The 15170-nt window shown below is 55.0% G+C and carries 17 protein-coding genes; 12 read left to right on the plus strand and 5 right to left on the minus strand.

Annotation, left to right across the window (positions count from 1 at the left end; translation table 11 throughout):
• Nucleotides 1-553 (plus strand): DUF763 domain-containing protein (locus ACTJI9_RS21985; protein ID WP_440810953.1); only part of this gene is annotated, 553 nt, incomplete at its 5' end.
• 19 nt (nucleotides 554-572) lie between these two features.
• Here ACTJI9_RS21985 and ACTJI9_RS21990 read toward each other — a convergent pair.
• On the minus strand, nucleotides 573-902 hold the full coding sequence (locus ACTJI9_RS21990) for a hypothetical protein (protein ID WP_440810955.1): 330 nt from the start codon (nucleotides 900-902) through the stop codon (nucleotides 573-575).
• Nucleotides 903-1993: 1091 nt separating this feature from the next.
• On the opposite strand from ACTJI9_RS21990, the gene ACTJI9_RS21995 reads away from it, so the two are divergent.
• The gene (locus ACTJI9_RS21995) at nucleotides 1994-2482 is read left to right on the plus strand and encodes a DUF4142 domain-containing protein (RefSeq protein WP_336442248.1); all 489 of its coding nucleotides are present in this window, start codon (nucleotides 1994-1996) and stop codon (nucleotides 2480-2482) included.
• A gap of 566 nt (nucleotides 2483-3048) precedes the next feature.
• The gene (locus ACTJI9_RS22000; RefSeq protein ID WP_440810957.1) at nucleotides 3049-3942 is read left to right on the plus strand and encodes an SDR family oxidoreductase; all 894 of its coding nucleotides are present in this window, start codon (nucleotides 3049-3051) and stop codon (nucleotides 3940-3942) included.
• 320 nt (nucleotides 3943-4262) lie between these two features.
• On the opposite strand, the gene ACTJI9_RS22005 is transcribed toward ACTJI9_RS22000, so the two are convergent.
• Together ACTJI9_RS22005 and ACTJI9_RS22010 are read right to left on the minus strand one after the other, a co-directional pair.
• The gene (locus ACTJI9_RS22005; RefSeq protein ID WP_336442246.1) at nucleotides 4263-4646 is read right to left on the minus strand and encodes a type II toxin-antitoxin system VapC family toxin; all 384 of its coding nucleotides are present in this window, start codon (nucleotides 4644-4646) and stop codon (nucleotides 4263-4265) included.
• Nucleotides 4643-4843: a type II toxin-antitoxin system VapB family antitoxin gene (locus ACTJI9_RS22010; RefSeq protein ID WP_336442245.1), complete on the minus strand. Its 201-nt coding sequence runs from the start codon at nucleotides 4841-4843 to the stop codon at nucleotides 4643-4645. Before ACTJI9_RS22010 ends, ACTJI9_RS22005 begins: the two co-directional genes overlap by 4 nt.
• 379 nt (nucleotides 4844-5222) lie before the next feature.
• Between ACTJI9_RS22010 and ACTJI9_RS22015 the strand changes: the two genes are divergently transcribed.
• Complete coding sequence (locus ACTJI9_RS22015) at nucleotides 5223-6032, plus strand: cyclase family protein (protein ID WP_337353467.1); 810 nt, start codon at nucleotides 5223-5225, stop codon at nucleotides 6030-6032.
• A gap of 728 nt (nucleotides 6033-6760) precedes the next feature.
• Here ACTJI9_RS22015 and ACTJI9_RS22020 read toward each other — a convergent pair.
• Nucleotides 6761-7453: a GntR family transcriptional regulator gene (locus ACTJI9_RS22020; RefSeq protein ID WP_336442244.1), complete on the minus strand. Its 693-nt coding sequence runs from the start codon at nucleotides 7451-7453 to the stop codon at nucleotides 6761-6763.
• A gap of 147 nt (nucleotides 7454-7600) precedes the next feature.
• Between ACTJI9_RS22020 and ACTJI9_RS22025 the strand changes: the two genes are divergently transcribed.
• The 5 genes from ACTJI9_RS22025 to ACTJI9_RS22045 all read left to right on the plus strand — a co-directional run bounded on the left by ACTJI9_RS22025 (nucleotide 7601) and on the right by ACTJI9_RS22045 (nucleotide 12898).
• Nucleotides 7601-8602: an ABC transporter substrate-binding protein gene (locus ACTJI9_RS22025; RefSeq protein ID WP_336442243.1), complete on the plus strand. Its 1002-nt coding sequence runs from the start codon at nucleotides 7601-7603 to the stop codon at nucleotides 8600-8602.
• 66 nt (nucleotides 8603-8668) lie between these two features.
• A complete protein-coding gene (locus ACTJI9_RS22030) occupies nucleotides 8669-9502 on the plus strand; it encodes an ABC transporter ATP-binding protein (protein WP_336442242.1) in 834 nt (277 codons plus the stop codon).
• A 5-nt stretch (nucleotides 9503-9507) separates the two neighbouring features.
• Nucleotides 9508-10377, plus strand: coding sequence for an ABC transporter permease (locus ACTJI9_RS22035; protein ID WP_440810961.1), 870 nt, complete (start codon nucleotides 9508-9510; stop codon nucleotides 10375-10377).
• Nucleotides 10378-10419: 42 nt separating this feature from the next.
• Nucleotides 10420-12156 carry an L-arabinonate dehydratase gene (gene araD / locus ACTJI9_RS22040; RefSeq protein ID WP_336442240.1) on the plus strand — a complete coding sequence of 579 codons (1737 nt, stop codon included), beginning with the start codon at nucleotides 10420-10422 and terminating at the stop codon, nucleotides 12154-12156.
• A gap of 16 nt (nucleotides 12157-12172) precedes the next feature.
• Nucleotides 12173-12898 (plus strand): ribonuclease activity regulator RraA, encoded by a 726-nt coding sequence (locus ACTJI9_RS22045; protein ID WP_336442239.1) that lies wholly within the window; start codon nucleotides 12173-12175, stop codon nucleotides 12896-12898.
• 266 nt (nucleotides 12899-13164) lie between these two features.
• Here ACTJI9_RS22045 and ACTJI9_RS22050 read toward each other — a convergent pair whose 3' ends face one another.
• A complete protein-coding gene (locus tag ACTJI9_RS22050) occupies nucleotides 13165-13791 on the minus strand; it encodes a DUF2867 domain-containing protein (protein WP_307277713.1) in 627 nt (208 codons plus the stop codon).
• A 122-nt stretch (nucleotides 13792-13913) separates the two neighbouring features.
• Between ACTJI9_RS22050 and ACTJI9_RS22055 the strand changes: the two genes are divergently transcribed.
• From ACTJI9_RS22055 to ACTJI9_RS22065, 3 genes are all read left to right on the plus strand, one after another.
• On the plus strand, nucleotides 13914-14204 hold the full coding sequence (locus tag ACTJI9_RS22055; protein ID WP_440811020.1) for a winged helix-turn-helix transcriptional regulator: 291 nt from the start codon (nucleotides 13914-13916) through the stop codon (nucleotides 14202-14204).
• Between the two features lie 276 nt (nucleotides 14205-14480).
• Nucleotides 14481-14711, plus strand: coding sequence for an AbrB/MazE/SpoVT family DNA-binding domain-containing protein (locus ACTJI9_RS22060; protein WP_307277706.1), 231 nt, complete (start codon nucleotides 14481-14483; stop codon nucleotides 14709-14711).
• A complete protein-coding gene (locus ACTJI9_RS22065; protein WP_336442283.1) occupies nucleotides 14711-15115 on the plus strand; it encodes a type II toxin-antitoxin system VapC family toxin in 405 nt (134 codons plus the stop codon). The genes ACTJI9_RS22060 and ACTJI9_RS22065 overlap by 1 nt, the downstream gene beginning before the upstream one ends.
• Nucleotides 15116-15170: the final 55 nt, after the last annotated feature.

Consider the following 15170-nt stretch of genomic DNA (forward strand, 5'->3'; position numbering starts at 1 on the left):
GGCGGCAACCCTCGAGGGGACGCCTGCAGTCAAGCCGACCCTTTCAGACCAAATGCTCCTGCCGCATCTTGTCATGCCGGAGCACCATGATGTTCGGGAGGGTGACATCATCATGCGTCGCCTTTACGGCAATATCGCTGCGGCAGTCGAGGCGGCTCCAGCTGATTTCGAGAATCTGCTTCTCGTTCCCGGAGTCGGACCTCGTACCGTCAAGGCGCTTGCAATGGTTGCCGAGGTGATGCACGGCGCCCCTTGCCGTTTTTCCGATCCCGCGCGATTTTCGCTTGCCCATGGCGGTAAGGACCGCCATCCATTTCCCGTGCCCCTCAAGGTTTACGATGAAACCATCAACGTTCTGAAATCCGCTGTCAAAAATGGCAAGCTGGGTCAGCGCGAAGAACTGGATGCACTGGCGCGGCTGGACAACCAGTCCAGGCAGTTGGAACGGTATGTGACCGAACCTGATCTGAAGGAAATTGTTGCCGGGGAATTCGAGCAATCAACACAGTGGGGCGGCCGCAGTGTTTTCGGTTGGGAGAAACCGCAAGACTGATCGTTATTCCTGAATCCACCTATTTTGACGGTGAGAGCGTGATAAGCCCGACGGCAATGATTGCCAGCAATATCCCGGCGAGCTGAGCTGCCGGCAGTTTTTCACTGAAGTAGAATATGGCGATCGCATTAACGGCTACGAGTTGCAGGAGCGCCGATAGAGTAAATGCCGACGCCATGCCACAGTCACGTACCAGCCGCAGCATGATCAGGTTGCCGATGGTGTATAAAATCAGCGTAAGCACCATCTTCAAAAGTGTGGGCGATATCGCCCAGTGTTTTGCTCCGATGGCAGCAAGCAAGAATACTAATGTTGACGCTGCAAGTTGCAGCACACCCGAAATCGCCATGTTATTTTATCCTGAATGCTTCAAACCTGATAGCACTGCTTCACAGCATGCGCTAACCGGGATTTGTACCCTCCGATTGACCCAGCGCATGGGGTGAGGGTTGTTGCGCCCCGGACGTCCGCATCTTTTCAGGTGCTAAATTTCGTACCATGTTCCTACACTTTGCACACATGCCCTTTGGCACTACTCACCTTAATCGGGATCGAGCCCGACGCGGAACAGCGTCGGCGATGGTTCGAGGCGAGGGCCACTTCCCGGTCCAAGACCGATTTTATCGGTCGCGAAAGGAAATCGAGAAGGCGTTCGGGAAGCCCGATCGTTACGAACTATGGCAGGTCTGCCGCGTCGCCCATCGGGCGCCGATCGCGAAATGGTTTCGAAGGGCCGGCTAATCCTTGGCGTGGATTGGCCCGAGAGCGCTTTTGGCTCACAGGCAAGGAAAGCAAGGACTCTGCCTTCAAGCGGAACGTTGGATAAACAATCGCATGAGGTTCCTTTACATTTGCCAGAGTCGGGGGCGGCCAGTTCGATGCTTCGTCGATTCGACAACAAGCGCTGGAACTCACCGGGAAGAAGCGCGTTGCAACAATGTTACTTTCGACTAGGAGAACGTTATGAACAGTATAATATGGTGGGTCGGTGCTATCGTGATCATCCTTGCAATTCTCGGATTCTTTGGGTTCCGCTAGGACTGCATAAAGCAATGTAGCGCAGGATTTTCGAAGTGCTGGCCATCGCAGTCTGACTGTTGAACACTGCTGCGGACAAAGCGCAGCAGGTAGTCGGCACGTGTTTGCTTTCATTCCCACCGTGTGAATAAGGGTGACGGCAGTCCTCAACATCGCAGCTGAACGAAAAACGTGATTGATCCAGGACGGGTCCATGTATGGCGCTCTTTTTAGGATCTTTAGCAGATTGGCGCGCGCGAGCCCTTTTGGTTTAATTCGCCTTCGTAAAGCGTTATCGACACCGTAGCTCTTGGCAGATCATGCGTTGCTCCACTTGCTTGGCGGGCGCAGAAATGCGCCGGTTTTACAATGGAACGTTCATTGGCGGCGACAGTTTCCTCTTCTCACACACTGGAGGAAACAATGAAGCATCTGCTCATCTTAACTGCTGCTGCAAATCTCTTACTCACTACTTCGGTATTTGCGGCGGAGATCACAAAGCCGGCTGAATTCGCCAAGATGGCGACAGTCTCGAATATGTTTGAGATTCAATCCAGCGAACTGGCTCTGAAACAATCCGACAATGCTGCTGTCAAGAAATTCGCTGAACATATGATATCGGATCATTCCAAAGCAGGCGAAAAAATGATGCCGGCTGCCAAAGCAGACAAGGTCGAAGTTCCGACGAAATTGGATGCAGAACATCAAGCAAAGCTGGATGCACTTAAAGCCGCCGACAAATCGAGCTTCGACAAAATCTACAAATCCGAGCAGTTGAAGGCGCACGAAGCCGCCGTTGCTCTTTTCTCCGTCTACGCGGCAAACGGGGAGGCCGGTGAGCTGAAAAAATTCGCTACTCAAACCTTGCCTACGCTTACGGAACATTTGACCGCGGTGAAGACAATGAACTGATCATCCTCATATGCCTTCGGTTTTCGGCGGAGCGGAAGGCATCTTGTTGAGGTCATTGGCCTATGGAATAATCCAGCAGCACTGGATTTCAGTTTGCACTGGATGCCAGCAACAGGGACCTGGAGTCACGAGCACGCTCGCCGCGATCCATGACGCCATGCCATCGCTAGTGGGAAACTTGACGCGGCAGGCGCGGGCACCAGCAACGTCAAGTCGCCAGGACGCTGCCGATTGAGCAGGCGGCGCTGCGGACGGCCCGACTGCAACTCATCGCGCCTGGCGTTTCTTACCGCAGTTTAACCGCAAGGAGGGCCGTAACGCGGCTGAGAAGTCTCTGGTGCCGTGTCCCGGTACACCCATCACGACAGTGCCGGGCCAGGGCAACGAGTTCGTATCAATCCAACACCCCTCGGAAAAGAAAAATAACGCGTTCAGAAGGAATTGCGAAGAAGCCGTGGAAGACGAAGATCGGTGCTTGGAGGAGCAGCGTCACTGGAACAAAGCGGTGAAACGGACGTTCGCCAACAGTCACTACCAGCAATTCCGTAAAAACATGGGGTGTTATCATGAGCAAAAAGTCTTCCCTGAACGATCCTCGCGGTCTCTATCCGACACCGCCATTTCCCGACCAGCCGCAGCCCGCGCCTGGCCTCGCACGTAAGATGAATCCCACACCGGATCACGGTGAGCAAAGCTATCGCGGATCGGGAAAGCTGACGGGACGGAATGCGCTCATTACCGGTGGTGATTCCGGGATCGGCCGCGCTGCGGCCATCGCCTTCGCGCGCGAGGGCGCCGACGTTGCCATCGCCTACCTTCCAGATGAGGAAGCGGATGCCGAAGAGGTGATCCGGCTTGTTGAAGAAGAAGGACGCAAGGCAATCGGTCTGCCGGGCGATATCAAGGAAGAATCGTGGTGCCGAGCATTGGTCGAGAGGGCTGTTTCTGAGCTCGGTGGTCTCGACATTCTCCTCGTTAATGCTGGCCGGCAGCAATATCGAGAGAAAATTGAGGAGTTGTCGACCGACGATTTTGACAAGACGATGAAGACCAATCTCTATGCGCTGCACTGGATCGTCCAGGCTGCCGTTCCTCATATGCCGGTTGGGTCGTCGGTGATAACAACCGCTTCGATCCAGGCTTATCAGCCATCGCCGATCCTGCTCGATTACGCCACGACGAAAGCCGGCATCGTTGCCTATACCAAAGCGCTCGCCAAGCAATTGATTGAACGTGGCATTCGCGCCAACGTTGTAGCACCCGGCCCGGTCTGGACGGCGCTGCAGCCAAGTGGCGGACAACCGGATGAGAAGGTGAAGAATTTTGGCAAGGATAGTGACTTCGGTCGTCCCGGGCAGCCGGTCGAACTGGCACCAGTTTTTGTCTTGCTTGCCTCGCAGGGAGCCAGCTTTATCAATGGCGAAGTCTATGGCGTGACAGGCGGCAAGGGAGTGGCCTGACCAACTAGACCTGCTTATCGAAGTGGTTATGAGACCGGAGTCGGACGACGATCACTGACGAAGGATCTCCTGAAAAGTTGGCCAGTTAGAGAAGCGGCGGCCTCGCTTGGCATCCCTGTTTCGGCCTTCGATAGCTGGCTAATGAGCGCTCTCACGCAATTGGCAGAACTTGCCCTGTCTCTGATTGGTGGATAAATGGCCGCTATCGATGTTTTGGTCGTGAATGCGGACTGACCGCTTCCTGCACACTGGGTCATTCCAACCACACCGAGTGATGTCTCATACCGGGGCCTGGAAATAAGGGCTTTGGCTTGGCAATTTTAGTTTGGACGATTTACGGGTAGGTGCAGTGAAGCGCCTGCCTTTTCGGCCGCTATTTTCAGGCGCTTGTCTCTGGTCCATAAGGTCGCTCGCTGGTCAAGAAGGACGGATGCCAGCAAGTGAGCATCGGTGTAGCCAATGCCGATGCTGAAAAGACTGTGGCGATCGATCATTGTCATAACTTCGTCGTGCGTGGCGACGACCACCGCGCGCTGAGCCGCCAGAAAAGCGATCACGCTGCCGCGATCCCTAAGGCTGCCAAGCGCCAGCTCACCGATCACGGCTGGGTGGCACAGTAGGAGGTCGGCTTCAATAATCCTGCGCAGCTCTGCATCAACATGACGAAAATGATCAATCCAGATCGAGGTGTCCGCGAGTATCACTTGGCCGCTGCGCTCCGGCGGCGCGGAGCTGCCTGGGCATCGGGCATAGTTCCTCCCAATGCGATGAGGCGCTTTCCGGACTCCACACGGACAAGCGTTTCCAACGCCTGGCGCACTAGGGCCGCAGTTTCATTTGTACCGGTCAAGAACCTAGCTTTCTCCATGAGCGTGTCATCGAGGTTAATAGTCGATCGCATGATGTAGCTCCGTAGTTGAAGTGCGGAAAATAGCACCACTTGGTGATAAAATCTATGCCGATTGCAGCATTACTACGCAGTGCTGGCTTAAAAAAATCTCACCGGAGGGGGTCGAAGCTCGAGTGCTGTGACTATCTGCGATCACCTCGAATGAGCGGAGGTCCGGTACACTTATTATCTGGAATTGGCGGGAGAGCCAGATAACGGATATGCACCATCTACCCGTCTTCCCGGCCATAGCGGCAGAAGCGAACGCCGTCCGGTGAAACGGTAGCATGTCTTTCTACTGGAGCTGCAACCTTAAAAATCGTCCAATCTTGCTTCATCACAGTTTTGAGATACCCTCATGAACAGAGTTTTGAAACGAGGGGAAGAGCGGATGTGCAATCACTGCGTGATAGAGGACGTGAAGAAGAACATGCTGTCGCGTCGTATGCTATTCAAGGGTGCGGCTCTGGCGGGAATGGCAATAGGCGCGGGAAACCTGGCGACACCGGTGCTTGCTCAGACAGCTGGCAAAGTTGTCGATCTCACTCATGTGTATGATTCAATGTTTCCAACATTTGATGGCAAGCCCGGAATAGAGTTTGAATGGGCCGCCAATATCGCCAAGGACGGATATCAACTCCATAAACTGACGGTTTTTGAGCACACTGGAACCCATATCGACGCCCCTTTCCACTTCAGCGCCGATGGCGCCAGCGTTGATCAGCTGGAACCACAAAAGCTGGTCGCGCCGCTGGTTGTCATCGACATCACAGATCGTGCCAAAGAGGATGCCAATTCGACCATTGAGGCGGCGGATATAGAACGCTGGATCAGCACAAATGGCGAGATTCCCGCAGGTTCTGTCGTGGCCTTGCGCTCTGGCTGGGCGACAAAAGTAAAAAGCCCCGCATTCCGTAATGACGATGCTGGAAAATTCGCCTTCCCCGGCTTTAGCAAGTCGGCAACGGATTTACTGCTCGAGATCGACACCGTCGCAATCGGCGTCGACACGCTCTCATTGGATCCGGGCAACTCTGCCGATTTTGCGGTGCATAATTCGTGGCTTCCGGCGGGCCGCTACGGCATAGAAGGTCTGAACAACCTTGAAGCGTTGCCCCTCAAAGGAGCGACAATCGTCGTCGGCGCACCAACCCACCGAGGCGGGACAGGTGGCCCGGCTCGTATCCTGGCGCTTGTTTAATCGCAACTGGTCCCGTCCCGATAGACGAGAATGCCGCCGGGGCAGGCTGGCTTGTCAAAGCCGTCAAATCGTAAATGCAGATCGCATGGTACCTGCACCCTAACGAACATCGGCGCACACTTAGAAAAGCAGATAGGAAACAATCCGGAACCCGAATTCTAATCTTTCCGTTCTCCTGGACGGCACGTCGATCAAATCTTACCCGGTATTTATCGAGCTGCCGTGTTACCCTACGCGCACCAGGGAATCAGCCACCCGAGGTTATGGATATTCAATCGATAATTGGCCCTCCTGTGGACGCATATCGAGCGACTACAGTACTCACGGGCTCCTCATGAGCACGCTTCATGCCCGGATTCCTGCAACGCTAAACTCTCTTCGTGATACGAGGATGAGACTGTTTCCGGCTACATCAAAACGCGTCGTTTGCTTGAAGGGTTCTGGAAACCCTTGAACTGGATCACATGTTCACCGCAGTTCATGGTTCTGAACCGGGCGGCGTTACGGATCACAAGCCCTGGCGACTTGGTTCAGCGGGGGCGTTGCAGAAAACCAATGGCGACGCAGCCCCTGTTGGCAAGCAATCAAGAATTCATACTGATGCTGAAGGTTTTGATGTTACGGTTGGAGACAAGACCAGCCTGGTTGGTGGCCGGATCAACTCCAGGACCAATCCTGCCTTGAACACGTCGGAGACCGGACCACCCTGCTCGCCTCGCTTTGCGACCTCACTTGCGAACATACTCTGGAAATTGTTCGCTTATAAGATCAATGATGGACAGTGTCCCAGACAAGTGTTTGCGCAGGGCGATTTCAGCGGTATGTGCGCGTTCCGATCGTATCGCATTGATGATCTCTTGGTGATCCTCAAGAACAGTTTGCATCTTGCCGGGCATCGGCAGATTCAAGCGGCGCAACCTGTCAAGATGGACGCTCTGGCGACGCACGGTCGACCAGAGGTTGAGGATGTTTGAGCGCTCATAGATTTTCCGATGAAAATCCTTGTCCAGCGCGTCGAAGAGATCATATGTCTGCGGAGAGGCAACTTGCCGCTGCCTTGCCAGCAATTCCTCAAGGTCTGCTGCGGTCTCGGCCGGACACTCGGCTGTCAGACGGCGAACCGCTTCGAGTTCAATCGAGAGCCGGAGGAATTGTGCCTGCCTTGCGTGATCAATATCGATCCTTGCCACGACCGTGGCATATTGTGGATAGACTTCAACGAGGGCCTCCTCCTCAAGGCGCATCAGAGCGTCCCGGACCGGAGTCTGGCTGACGCCAAACTCCATCTGAAGCGATGCCCTGGAAAGAATTGTTCCCGGCACAAGTTCAACAGAGAGAATGCGGTCCCTCAATATTTCGTGAATCTGATGGGCGACCTGCCGTGTGCGGTCCAGAACGCTATTATTAACCCTACCACTCATGATTGCTGCTCTCTCGTTGTCTGTCTCAATTGCACTACCACAATTATTTAGTTGATGCACTGATGCATTAGTGCTTTAATCGAAACCAGCGATGTCGGAGGGTCATCGCCGTTCGCGAACCATAAAGAGAATTATCGGGAGGAAAATATGCGATTGTTTCAGGGCAGTGTTGCCGCACTTGCTATCATTCTGGGTCTAAGCTCGTCTGGCTATGCTCAGGACAAGACCGATATCTCCATCACCCGCCAGCCAGGCATCCTTTACTTGGCCAGCCACGTCATGGAGACACAAAAGCTCATTGAGAAGCATGCGGCGGAGGATGGCCTCAAAGATGTTACCGTCAATTGGCGCACGTTCAGCGGTGGCGGCGCACAAACTGATGCGCTTCTTTCCGGGAATGTCGACATCGTCAATACCGGGACGGGCAACCTGCTTCTGCTGTGGGACAGAACACGTGGCAAAGTAAAAGGGATCATCACCAGTTCGGCGCAGCCGGTCATCATGGTGTCGCGTGACCCCAAAATCAAATCACTGAAGGACATCGGTCCGAGCGACAAGATTGCTGTGCCAACGGTTGGCGTTTCGACGCAGGCGATCCTGTTGCAAATGGCAGCGGGTCAGATGTTTGGAGACAGCGATCTGAAGCATTTCGATGTCAACACCGTGCAGCTCGGGCATCCCGATGCGATGGCGGCGCTTGCCAACAAGAGCCACGAGGTGGCAAGTCACTTCTCCGCACCGCCTTTCCAGTATCTGGAGATCGACGCAGGCAACCACATCGTGGTCAATTCCAAGGACATCATTGGCGGTCCTTTAACACAAGCGACGTTTTTCACGACCACGACTTTTGCCGACGCAAATCCTGTCATCATCAGGGCCGTGCGCGAAGCCACGGTCGAGGCAATCGACATGATCAAGAAGAACCCGCGCGACGCATTGAGTGCCTACAAGCAGGTTTCCGGTGACAAAACCGATCTTAATATATTGGTCAAGATCCTCGAACAGCCGGACATGATGGAGTTTCGCACCGATCCTCAGGGAACAATGAAGTTTGCCACCCATCTGCACAAGATCGGAACGCTCAAGACGATGCCTGCGGCATGGACAGACTATTATCTACCAGAATCCGCCGAACTGAAAGGCAACTGACTGTCGGCAACGAGCCAACGACCTGGCAGAGATGCCGGGTCTTCTGACTATCTTATGGAGGCCCATATGCTACAGGCCATACAACAAAAAACAGATCCAACAGCAGGTTTTCCCGATGTCAAGGCGGCAAGTGAGGGCAGGTCTCTTCTCACCGTGGACAAGGTGACGCTTCGCTACAAGACCCCGAATCTACTGATAACCGCGACGGAAGACGTTAGTTTTTCAGTCGAACGATCCGATCGTTTTGTTCTTCTTGGACCGTCCGGATGCGGCAAGTCCACGCTGTTGAAAGCCGTCGGCGGATACATGGCCCCGGTGAGTGGATCAATTCATATCAACGGACGGCAGGTCAAAAAGCCCGGGGCCGATCGTATGATGGTATTTCAGGAGTTCGACCAGCTTTTGCCTTGGAAGACGGTACTGGAAAACGTCATGTTTCCGCTAATCGTGGCGCGCAAACTGCCGCACAGGGAGGCGGAGGCTCGGGCAAAGGAATATATCGACAAGGTAAAGCTCACACGCGCCATTGACAGTTATCCACACACGCTTTCGGGTGGCATGAAGCAACGCGTGGCGATCGCCCGCGGCATGGCCATGCAGCCCGACATTTTGCTGATGGACGAGCCATTTGCAGCGCTCGACGCTTTGACCCGGCGTCAGATGCAGGACGAACTGCTGCAGCTTTGGGAAGACACCAGGTTTACGGTGATTTTCGTTACACATTCCATTGCCGAAGCCATCAAGGTCTCCAACCGCATTTTGCTGTTGTCGCCTCATCCAGGGCGCGTGAAGGCTGAAGTGATCGACGTCGATCGCGCCCGTCAGGACGATGGCAGCGCCGCCGCGCTCGAACGCGATATCCACAATCTGCTCTTTTCCGAGGCGGGCCACAGGGAGTGACGATAATGAAAAATCCGCAGATCATTCTTGCAGCCGATGTCACGACAAACGGGCGGCACGCCAATGTAGCCGAGGTCGAGCAGAGGCTCGGTTCCCTCGAATTGATCCTGGGCATCAGCGCTGTGCGTAAGACGGTGCTGATAATCGTCCTTGCCGTCATTTGGCAGGTCTATGCAAGCTATCTCGACAATCCACTGCTCTTCCCGACGCTGAGCGACACGCTGGTCACGCTTTATGATCGTTTTGTCGACGGTACATTGCCGTCGCGCATCTGGACGACACTTCAGGTACTGATAACAGGCTATGTGGCAGGCACTGTGCTTGCAGCCATTTTGACAATCCTTGCCATTAACACACGGATCGGCACCGATTTTCTGGAAACAATGACGGCGATGTTCAATCCGCTACCTGCCATCTCATTGCTGCCACTTGCTTTGATCTGGTTTGGGCTCGGCGCCTCTAGCCTTGTCTTCGTGCTAATCCATTCGGTGCTTTGGGCGGTCGCGCTCAACACCCATGCGGGCTTTCTTGGCGTATCTCGAACGCTGCGCATGGTCGGAGGCAATTATGGATTGACAGGTTTGTCCTATGTGATGCGGATTCTGGTTCCCGCTGCCTTCCCCTCGATCCTGACCGGCCTGAAAATCGGCTGGGCGTTCGCCTGGCGAACGCTGATTGCCGCCGAACTTGTCTTCGGTGTTTCTTCGGGGCAGGGCGGGCTTGGCTGGTTCATCTTTGAGAACCGCAACCTTCTGGACATCCCCGCAGTCTTTGCCGGCCTTCTCACCGTGATCATCATCGGCCTTATTGTTGAAAACCTGGTGCTCCAGACGATCGAACGCCACACCATTCAGAAATGGGGCATGAAGGAATGAGCAGTTGAAGCTTCCTTTTCCGTCGCATTTTCCAATTGAGCAATGGCTATGAAAAAAACTCCAGAAACATTGAGAAGCGCCCGCTGGTTCGCTCCGGACGACCTGCGCAGTTCCGGTCATCGCTCCAGAACAATGCAGATGGGATACGCACCGGAAGAATGGACAGGAAAGCCTGTCATTGCCATTCTGAATACCTGGTCGGATGCCAATCCCTGTCATGCACACTTCAAACACCGCGTCGAAGATGTGAAGCGCGGAGTGCTCCAGGCGGGTGGGTTTCCCCTCGAGTTGCCAGCGCTTTCTCTGTCGGAGAGCTATGTCAAGCCGACGACGATGCTCTATCGCAATATGCTGGCGATGGAAGTCGAGGAACTGCTGCGCTCCCACCCGGTCGATGGTGCTGTATTGATGGGTGGATGTGACAAGACCACACCCGGCCTGGTGATGGGCGCCGTGAGCGCCGGCCTGCCTATGATCTATCTGCCGGCAGGCCCCATGCTGCGCGGCAATTATCGTGGCAAAGCCTTGGGTTCCGGTTCGGATGCCTGGAAATTCTGGGATGACCGGCGGGCAGGTAATCTGTCGACCGACGAATGGGTAGAGGTCGAGGCGGGTATTGCGCGGTCTTACGGACATTGCATGACCATGGGCACGGCAAGCACTATGACGGCGATCGCGGAAGCCCTGGGCCTGACGTTGCCGGGCGCGAGTTCGATTCCCGCTGCCGACTCCAATCATATCCGGATGGCATCTGCCGTGGGGCGCCGGATCATCGACATGGTGTGGGAGGACCTCGTACCAGGCAAGATCTTGACCGATGCATCCGTACGCAATGCCGTTTCTGTCGCTATGGCCACCGGATGCTCGACCAATGCCATCGTCCACCTCGTTGCAATGGCGCGCCGGGCGGGGGTCAACCTGACAATGGACGATCTTGATCAAGCGGGCCGCACGACTCCGGTTCTCGCAAACATAAGACCAACGGGCGAAACCTACCTGATGGAAGATTTCTACTATGCCGGCGGATTGCGTGCGCTCATGGCAAAACTTTCATCAAAGCTCGATCTTTCGGTGATTACTATCTCCGGCCAAACGCTCGGAGAGACGCTGGAGGGGGCCAAATGTTTCAATGACGACGTCATCCGGTCGCTCGACAATCCTGTCTATAAGGAAGGTTCGCTTGCGGTCGTTAAGGGCAACCTCGCTCCTACTGGCGCGGTCATTAAACCAGCGGCATGCGATCCAAGGCTGCATCAGCATCAGGGCCCGGCATTGGTTTTCGACAGCTACCCTGAAATGAAAGCAGCGATCGACGACGAAAATCTTGACGTCACGCCCGATCATGTTCTGGTGCTGCGCGGGGCCGGGCCCCAAGGCGGCCCGGGCATGCCCGAATGGGGCATGTTGCCGATGCCGAAGGTCCTGCTCAAGAGGGGATATCGCGACATGCTGCGTCTGTCCGATGCGCGCATGAGCGGCACCAGCTATGGAGCCTGCGTTCTGCACGTCTCGCCAGAATCGCATGTCGGCGGTCCGTTGGCGCTTCTGAAAACGGGGGACATAGTGCGGCTCGACCTGAAGGAGCGCAGGATCGACATGCTGGTGGACGACGGTGAAATTGAACGCCGTCGCTCCGAATGGAAGAAACCGGCAGACAAGGCTGGTCGGGGCTACGGATGGATGTTCGCCAAACATGTGGGCCAAGCCGACACGGGCGCGGATTTTGACTTTCTCGAAACACGGTTTGGACCATCCGCTCCTGAACCAGATATCTACTGACATCCGAGGACAATAAATGACCAACTATGATCTAAGTGAAGGAACGCGCAAAAAGCTGATGGGCGTGGCTACACCAACGATTGCCACGGCTCTGTTCAAACGTGGGCTCCGCAACCAGTTCATCCAAGATGTGCGACCGCTGTCCGCCAAGGGGGCCAACATGGTTGGGCAAGCCTTTACGTTGCGTTACATCCCAGCCCGCGAAGACCTTAACACGATCGAGGTCTTCAAGGACCCCGATCATCCGCAGCGCGCCGCGGTAGAACAATGTCCGGAGGGAGCTGTCCTGGTGATGGACAGCCGCAAGGATGCGAGGGCTGCTTCGGCCGGCTCCATATTGATATCAAGGCTGCAGGTGAGGGGTGTGGCAGGTATCGTCACTGACGGAGGCTTCCGCGACAGTCCTGAGATTACCAATTTAGCCATTCACGCCTACCACAAACGTCCTTCGGCTCCAACCAACCTTACCCACCACCAGGCCTGCGATATCAACGTCCCAATCGGCTGTGGCGATGTTGCGGTATTTCCGGGAGATGTAGTTGTTGGGGACAATGAAGGTGTCATCGTTATTCCCGCCCATCTCGCCGACGAGATTGCCACCGAAACGGTCGAGATGACGGCCTATGAAGATTTTGTCACAGAACAAGTTATGAACGGTGCGACGATCATCGGGCTTTACCCGGCCACTAGCGAAAAACCCAAGGCCGATTTTGCTGCCTGGCGACAGAAGCACGGACGATGAAGCAGTTGCCGCATCAGTATGCGCGCCTGATGCGGGCGGGCACGGATGCTGGGTTCGACAATATCATTGGCAGCTGCGGTGCCGGACGGCAAGGTCAATTTGAAACCCGCGGGCGACATTTACCGTCCCTGAAGCAGCGCGATACGGTAATAATAAACTCAGGACAAAAAGAAAATGCGGCCTCTTCGGTTCAAGCAAAACATTAACCACAAGTCAGCCCTCCGTCATCGGGCGGCGGCCCATTCTCCGCATTCCTGGGATCCAAACTACCCTGTTATCGACCTTGCCGCCTGTTCCAGACTCGCCGGCGCGATCACGCGGTGAAACGGCGCTATTACCGCCAAGTAGGTCCGTCCCAGCCAGTTATGACAATGCACCACGGTCACCACGACGAGTTCCCGGTCGCCCGCTGCACCTGCTGCCCGCAACAGGATCGCGAGCCGGAAGTCGAGATGCCGGTCATCCGCACCCATCACCAGCTCCTCCGCACTTTTTGATAGCAGTGGAAAGAAGCCGATCACCGGGCCTTGCGCCGCTGCGGCAACACCAACCGCACGAGACGTTTTGACGCCGACTGTCGCCATCACCACGTCGCGCACCCGCGTCAACGCGCGAATCCACCACGCCTGCCGCTCGAACCCAGCACGAGCCAGCACTTCGATATTGTCGTCAGCCTGTATAGGTAACTGAATCGCGTAAGCATCAATAAGGTCTGCGCCCACATAAAACGGCGCCAATACACTATCGGACGGCATACGCACCGCACGGGCTTTGATTCTATGCCCGGGTTTCCGCAAGGTATCATCAGCCGCGAGCGATGAAGGAAAACCAGCTGCCTGATCCACCGCGTCTTTCCGTGTGGTCATTTTGGCCGGGCCGATGCGAGGTATCATTTCGGATATCCTTCTGCTATTATTTTCTTAGCAATGAGTACATGGGTCACTATGAAAAGTATAGCATGAAATTTCCTCAGCCTGGACAACCCGTGCGCGGCTCGAAAACCGGTCAACCAACTATGGCATTGCTCGACCTACTGGGGCGGCGCATGAGTTTGCGCGTGTTATGGGAGCTTGCTCATGCAGAACAAGCCCTAACGTTTCGGGAGCTTCAGGCTGTCGCCGAAACGAATCCCAGCCTCCTAAATACACGCCTCAAGGAATTGCGAGCCGCTGCCATCGTAGTCCATCATACTGGCGGGTATGATTTGACAGAAGATGGGAAAGCGTTGGTCCGCCTTATCATGCCGCTCGACGAGTGGGCCATCGCCTGGGGTGCCAGACTTGGGGCCACGTGCAGTAAAGAATGAACTGCAATGCCGTCCAAACGTGGGACCAGCGCCCTAAAGATCAGCCGGGTCGGAAAACAAAATATCTTCGAGCTTTCCCTCGCCTGGCTGCATCTTGAAATGAACACGGCATGGGTCATCGATGGCACCGGGGCTCGGAAAGCAGATTCGCTGATCCGTTCCTGACACGTAAGGCTTGAGCCGATGACGTCAGTGCGCGCCAAGGAGCCAAGAGAATGCTTGAAACCATGCCATAAAGGTAATACCTTTTGCAAAACAATCATTACCGAGGCAGAAATGACAACGACCGTGACGACAAAGGGCCAAGTCACCATCCCCAAGCCCGTGCGTGATTTCCTTGGAATCGTACCTGGCAGCAAAGTCGAATTTCATAGGGCGAGCGACGGAAGCGTTGTGATTACTCGCGCTGACCGACATCAACCGAAGAGCCGGTTTAACAATCTGCGCGGTCATGCCGGTGAGGGATTGAATACGGACGCGATCATGGCTCTCACACGCGGAGAATGATGACGCTTATCGATACAAACGTGCTGCTGGACCTTGTTACAGACGATCCGAATTGGGCGGATTGGTCGATTGCACAACTGGAAACCGCTTCGTTTCGCGGCCCGCTCTTAATTAATGATGTTGTCTATGCCGAGCTAGCAGTGCGTTATAAAAGAATTGAGGAACTTGACGCATTCGTGGATGCGGCGGGCCTCGACATTCAGCCAATACCCCGATCAGCCCTGTATCTGGCTGGAAAGATATTTACACGGTATCGCAAATCTGGTGGCTCGCGAACCGGTGTTCTTCCAGACTTCTTCATCGGCGCTCAAGCCGCTGTCAGTGGATTTACTCTTTTAACCCGCGATATCGGTCGATACCGAACTTATTTTCCAACTGTGACGCTGATTACGCCAGACGCCTAAATCGCTAACCGAGACCAGGTCAACGATTTTTTTCGATCGAACAGGTGTTCGACGA

Source organism: Phyllobacterium sp. 22552, assembly GCF_052044585.1.
Lineage (GTDB): Bacteria > Pseudomonadota > Alphaproteobacteria > Rhizobiales > Rhizobiaceae > Phyllobacterium > Phyllobacterium ifriqiyense.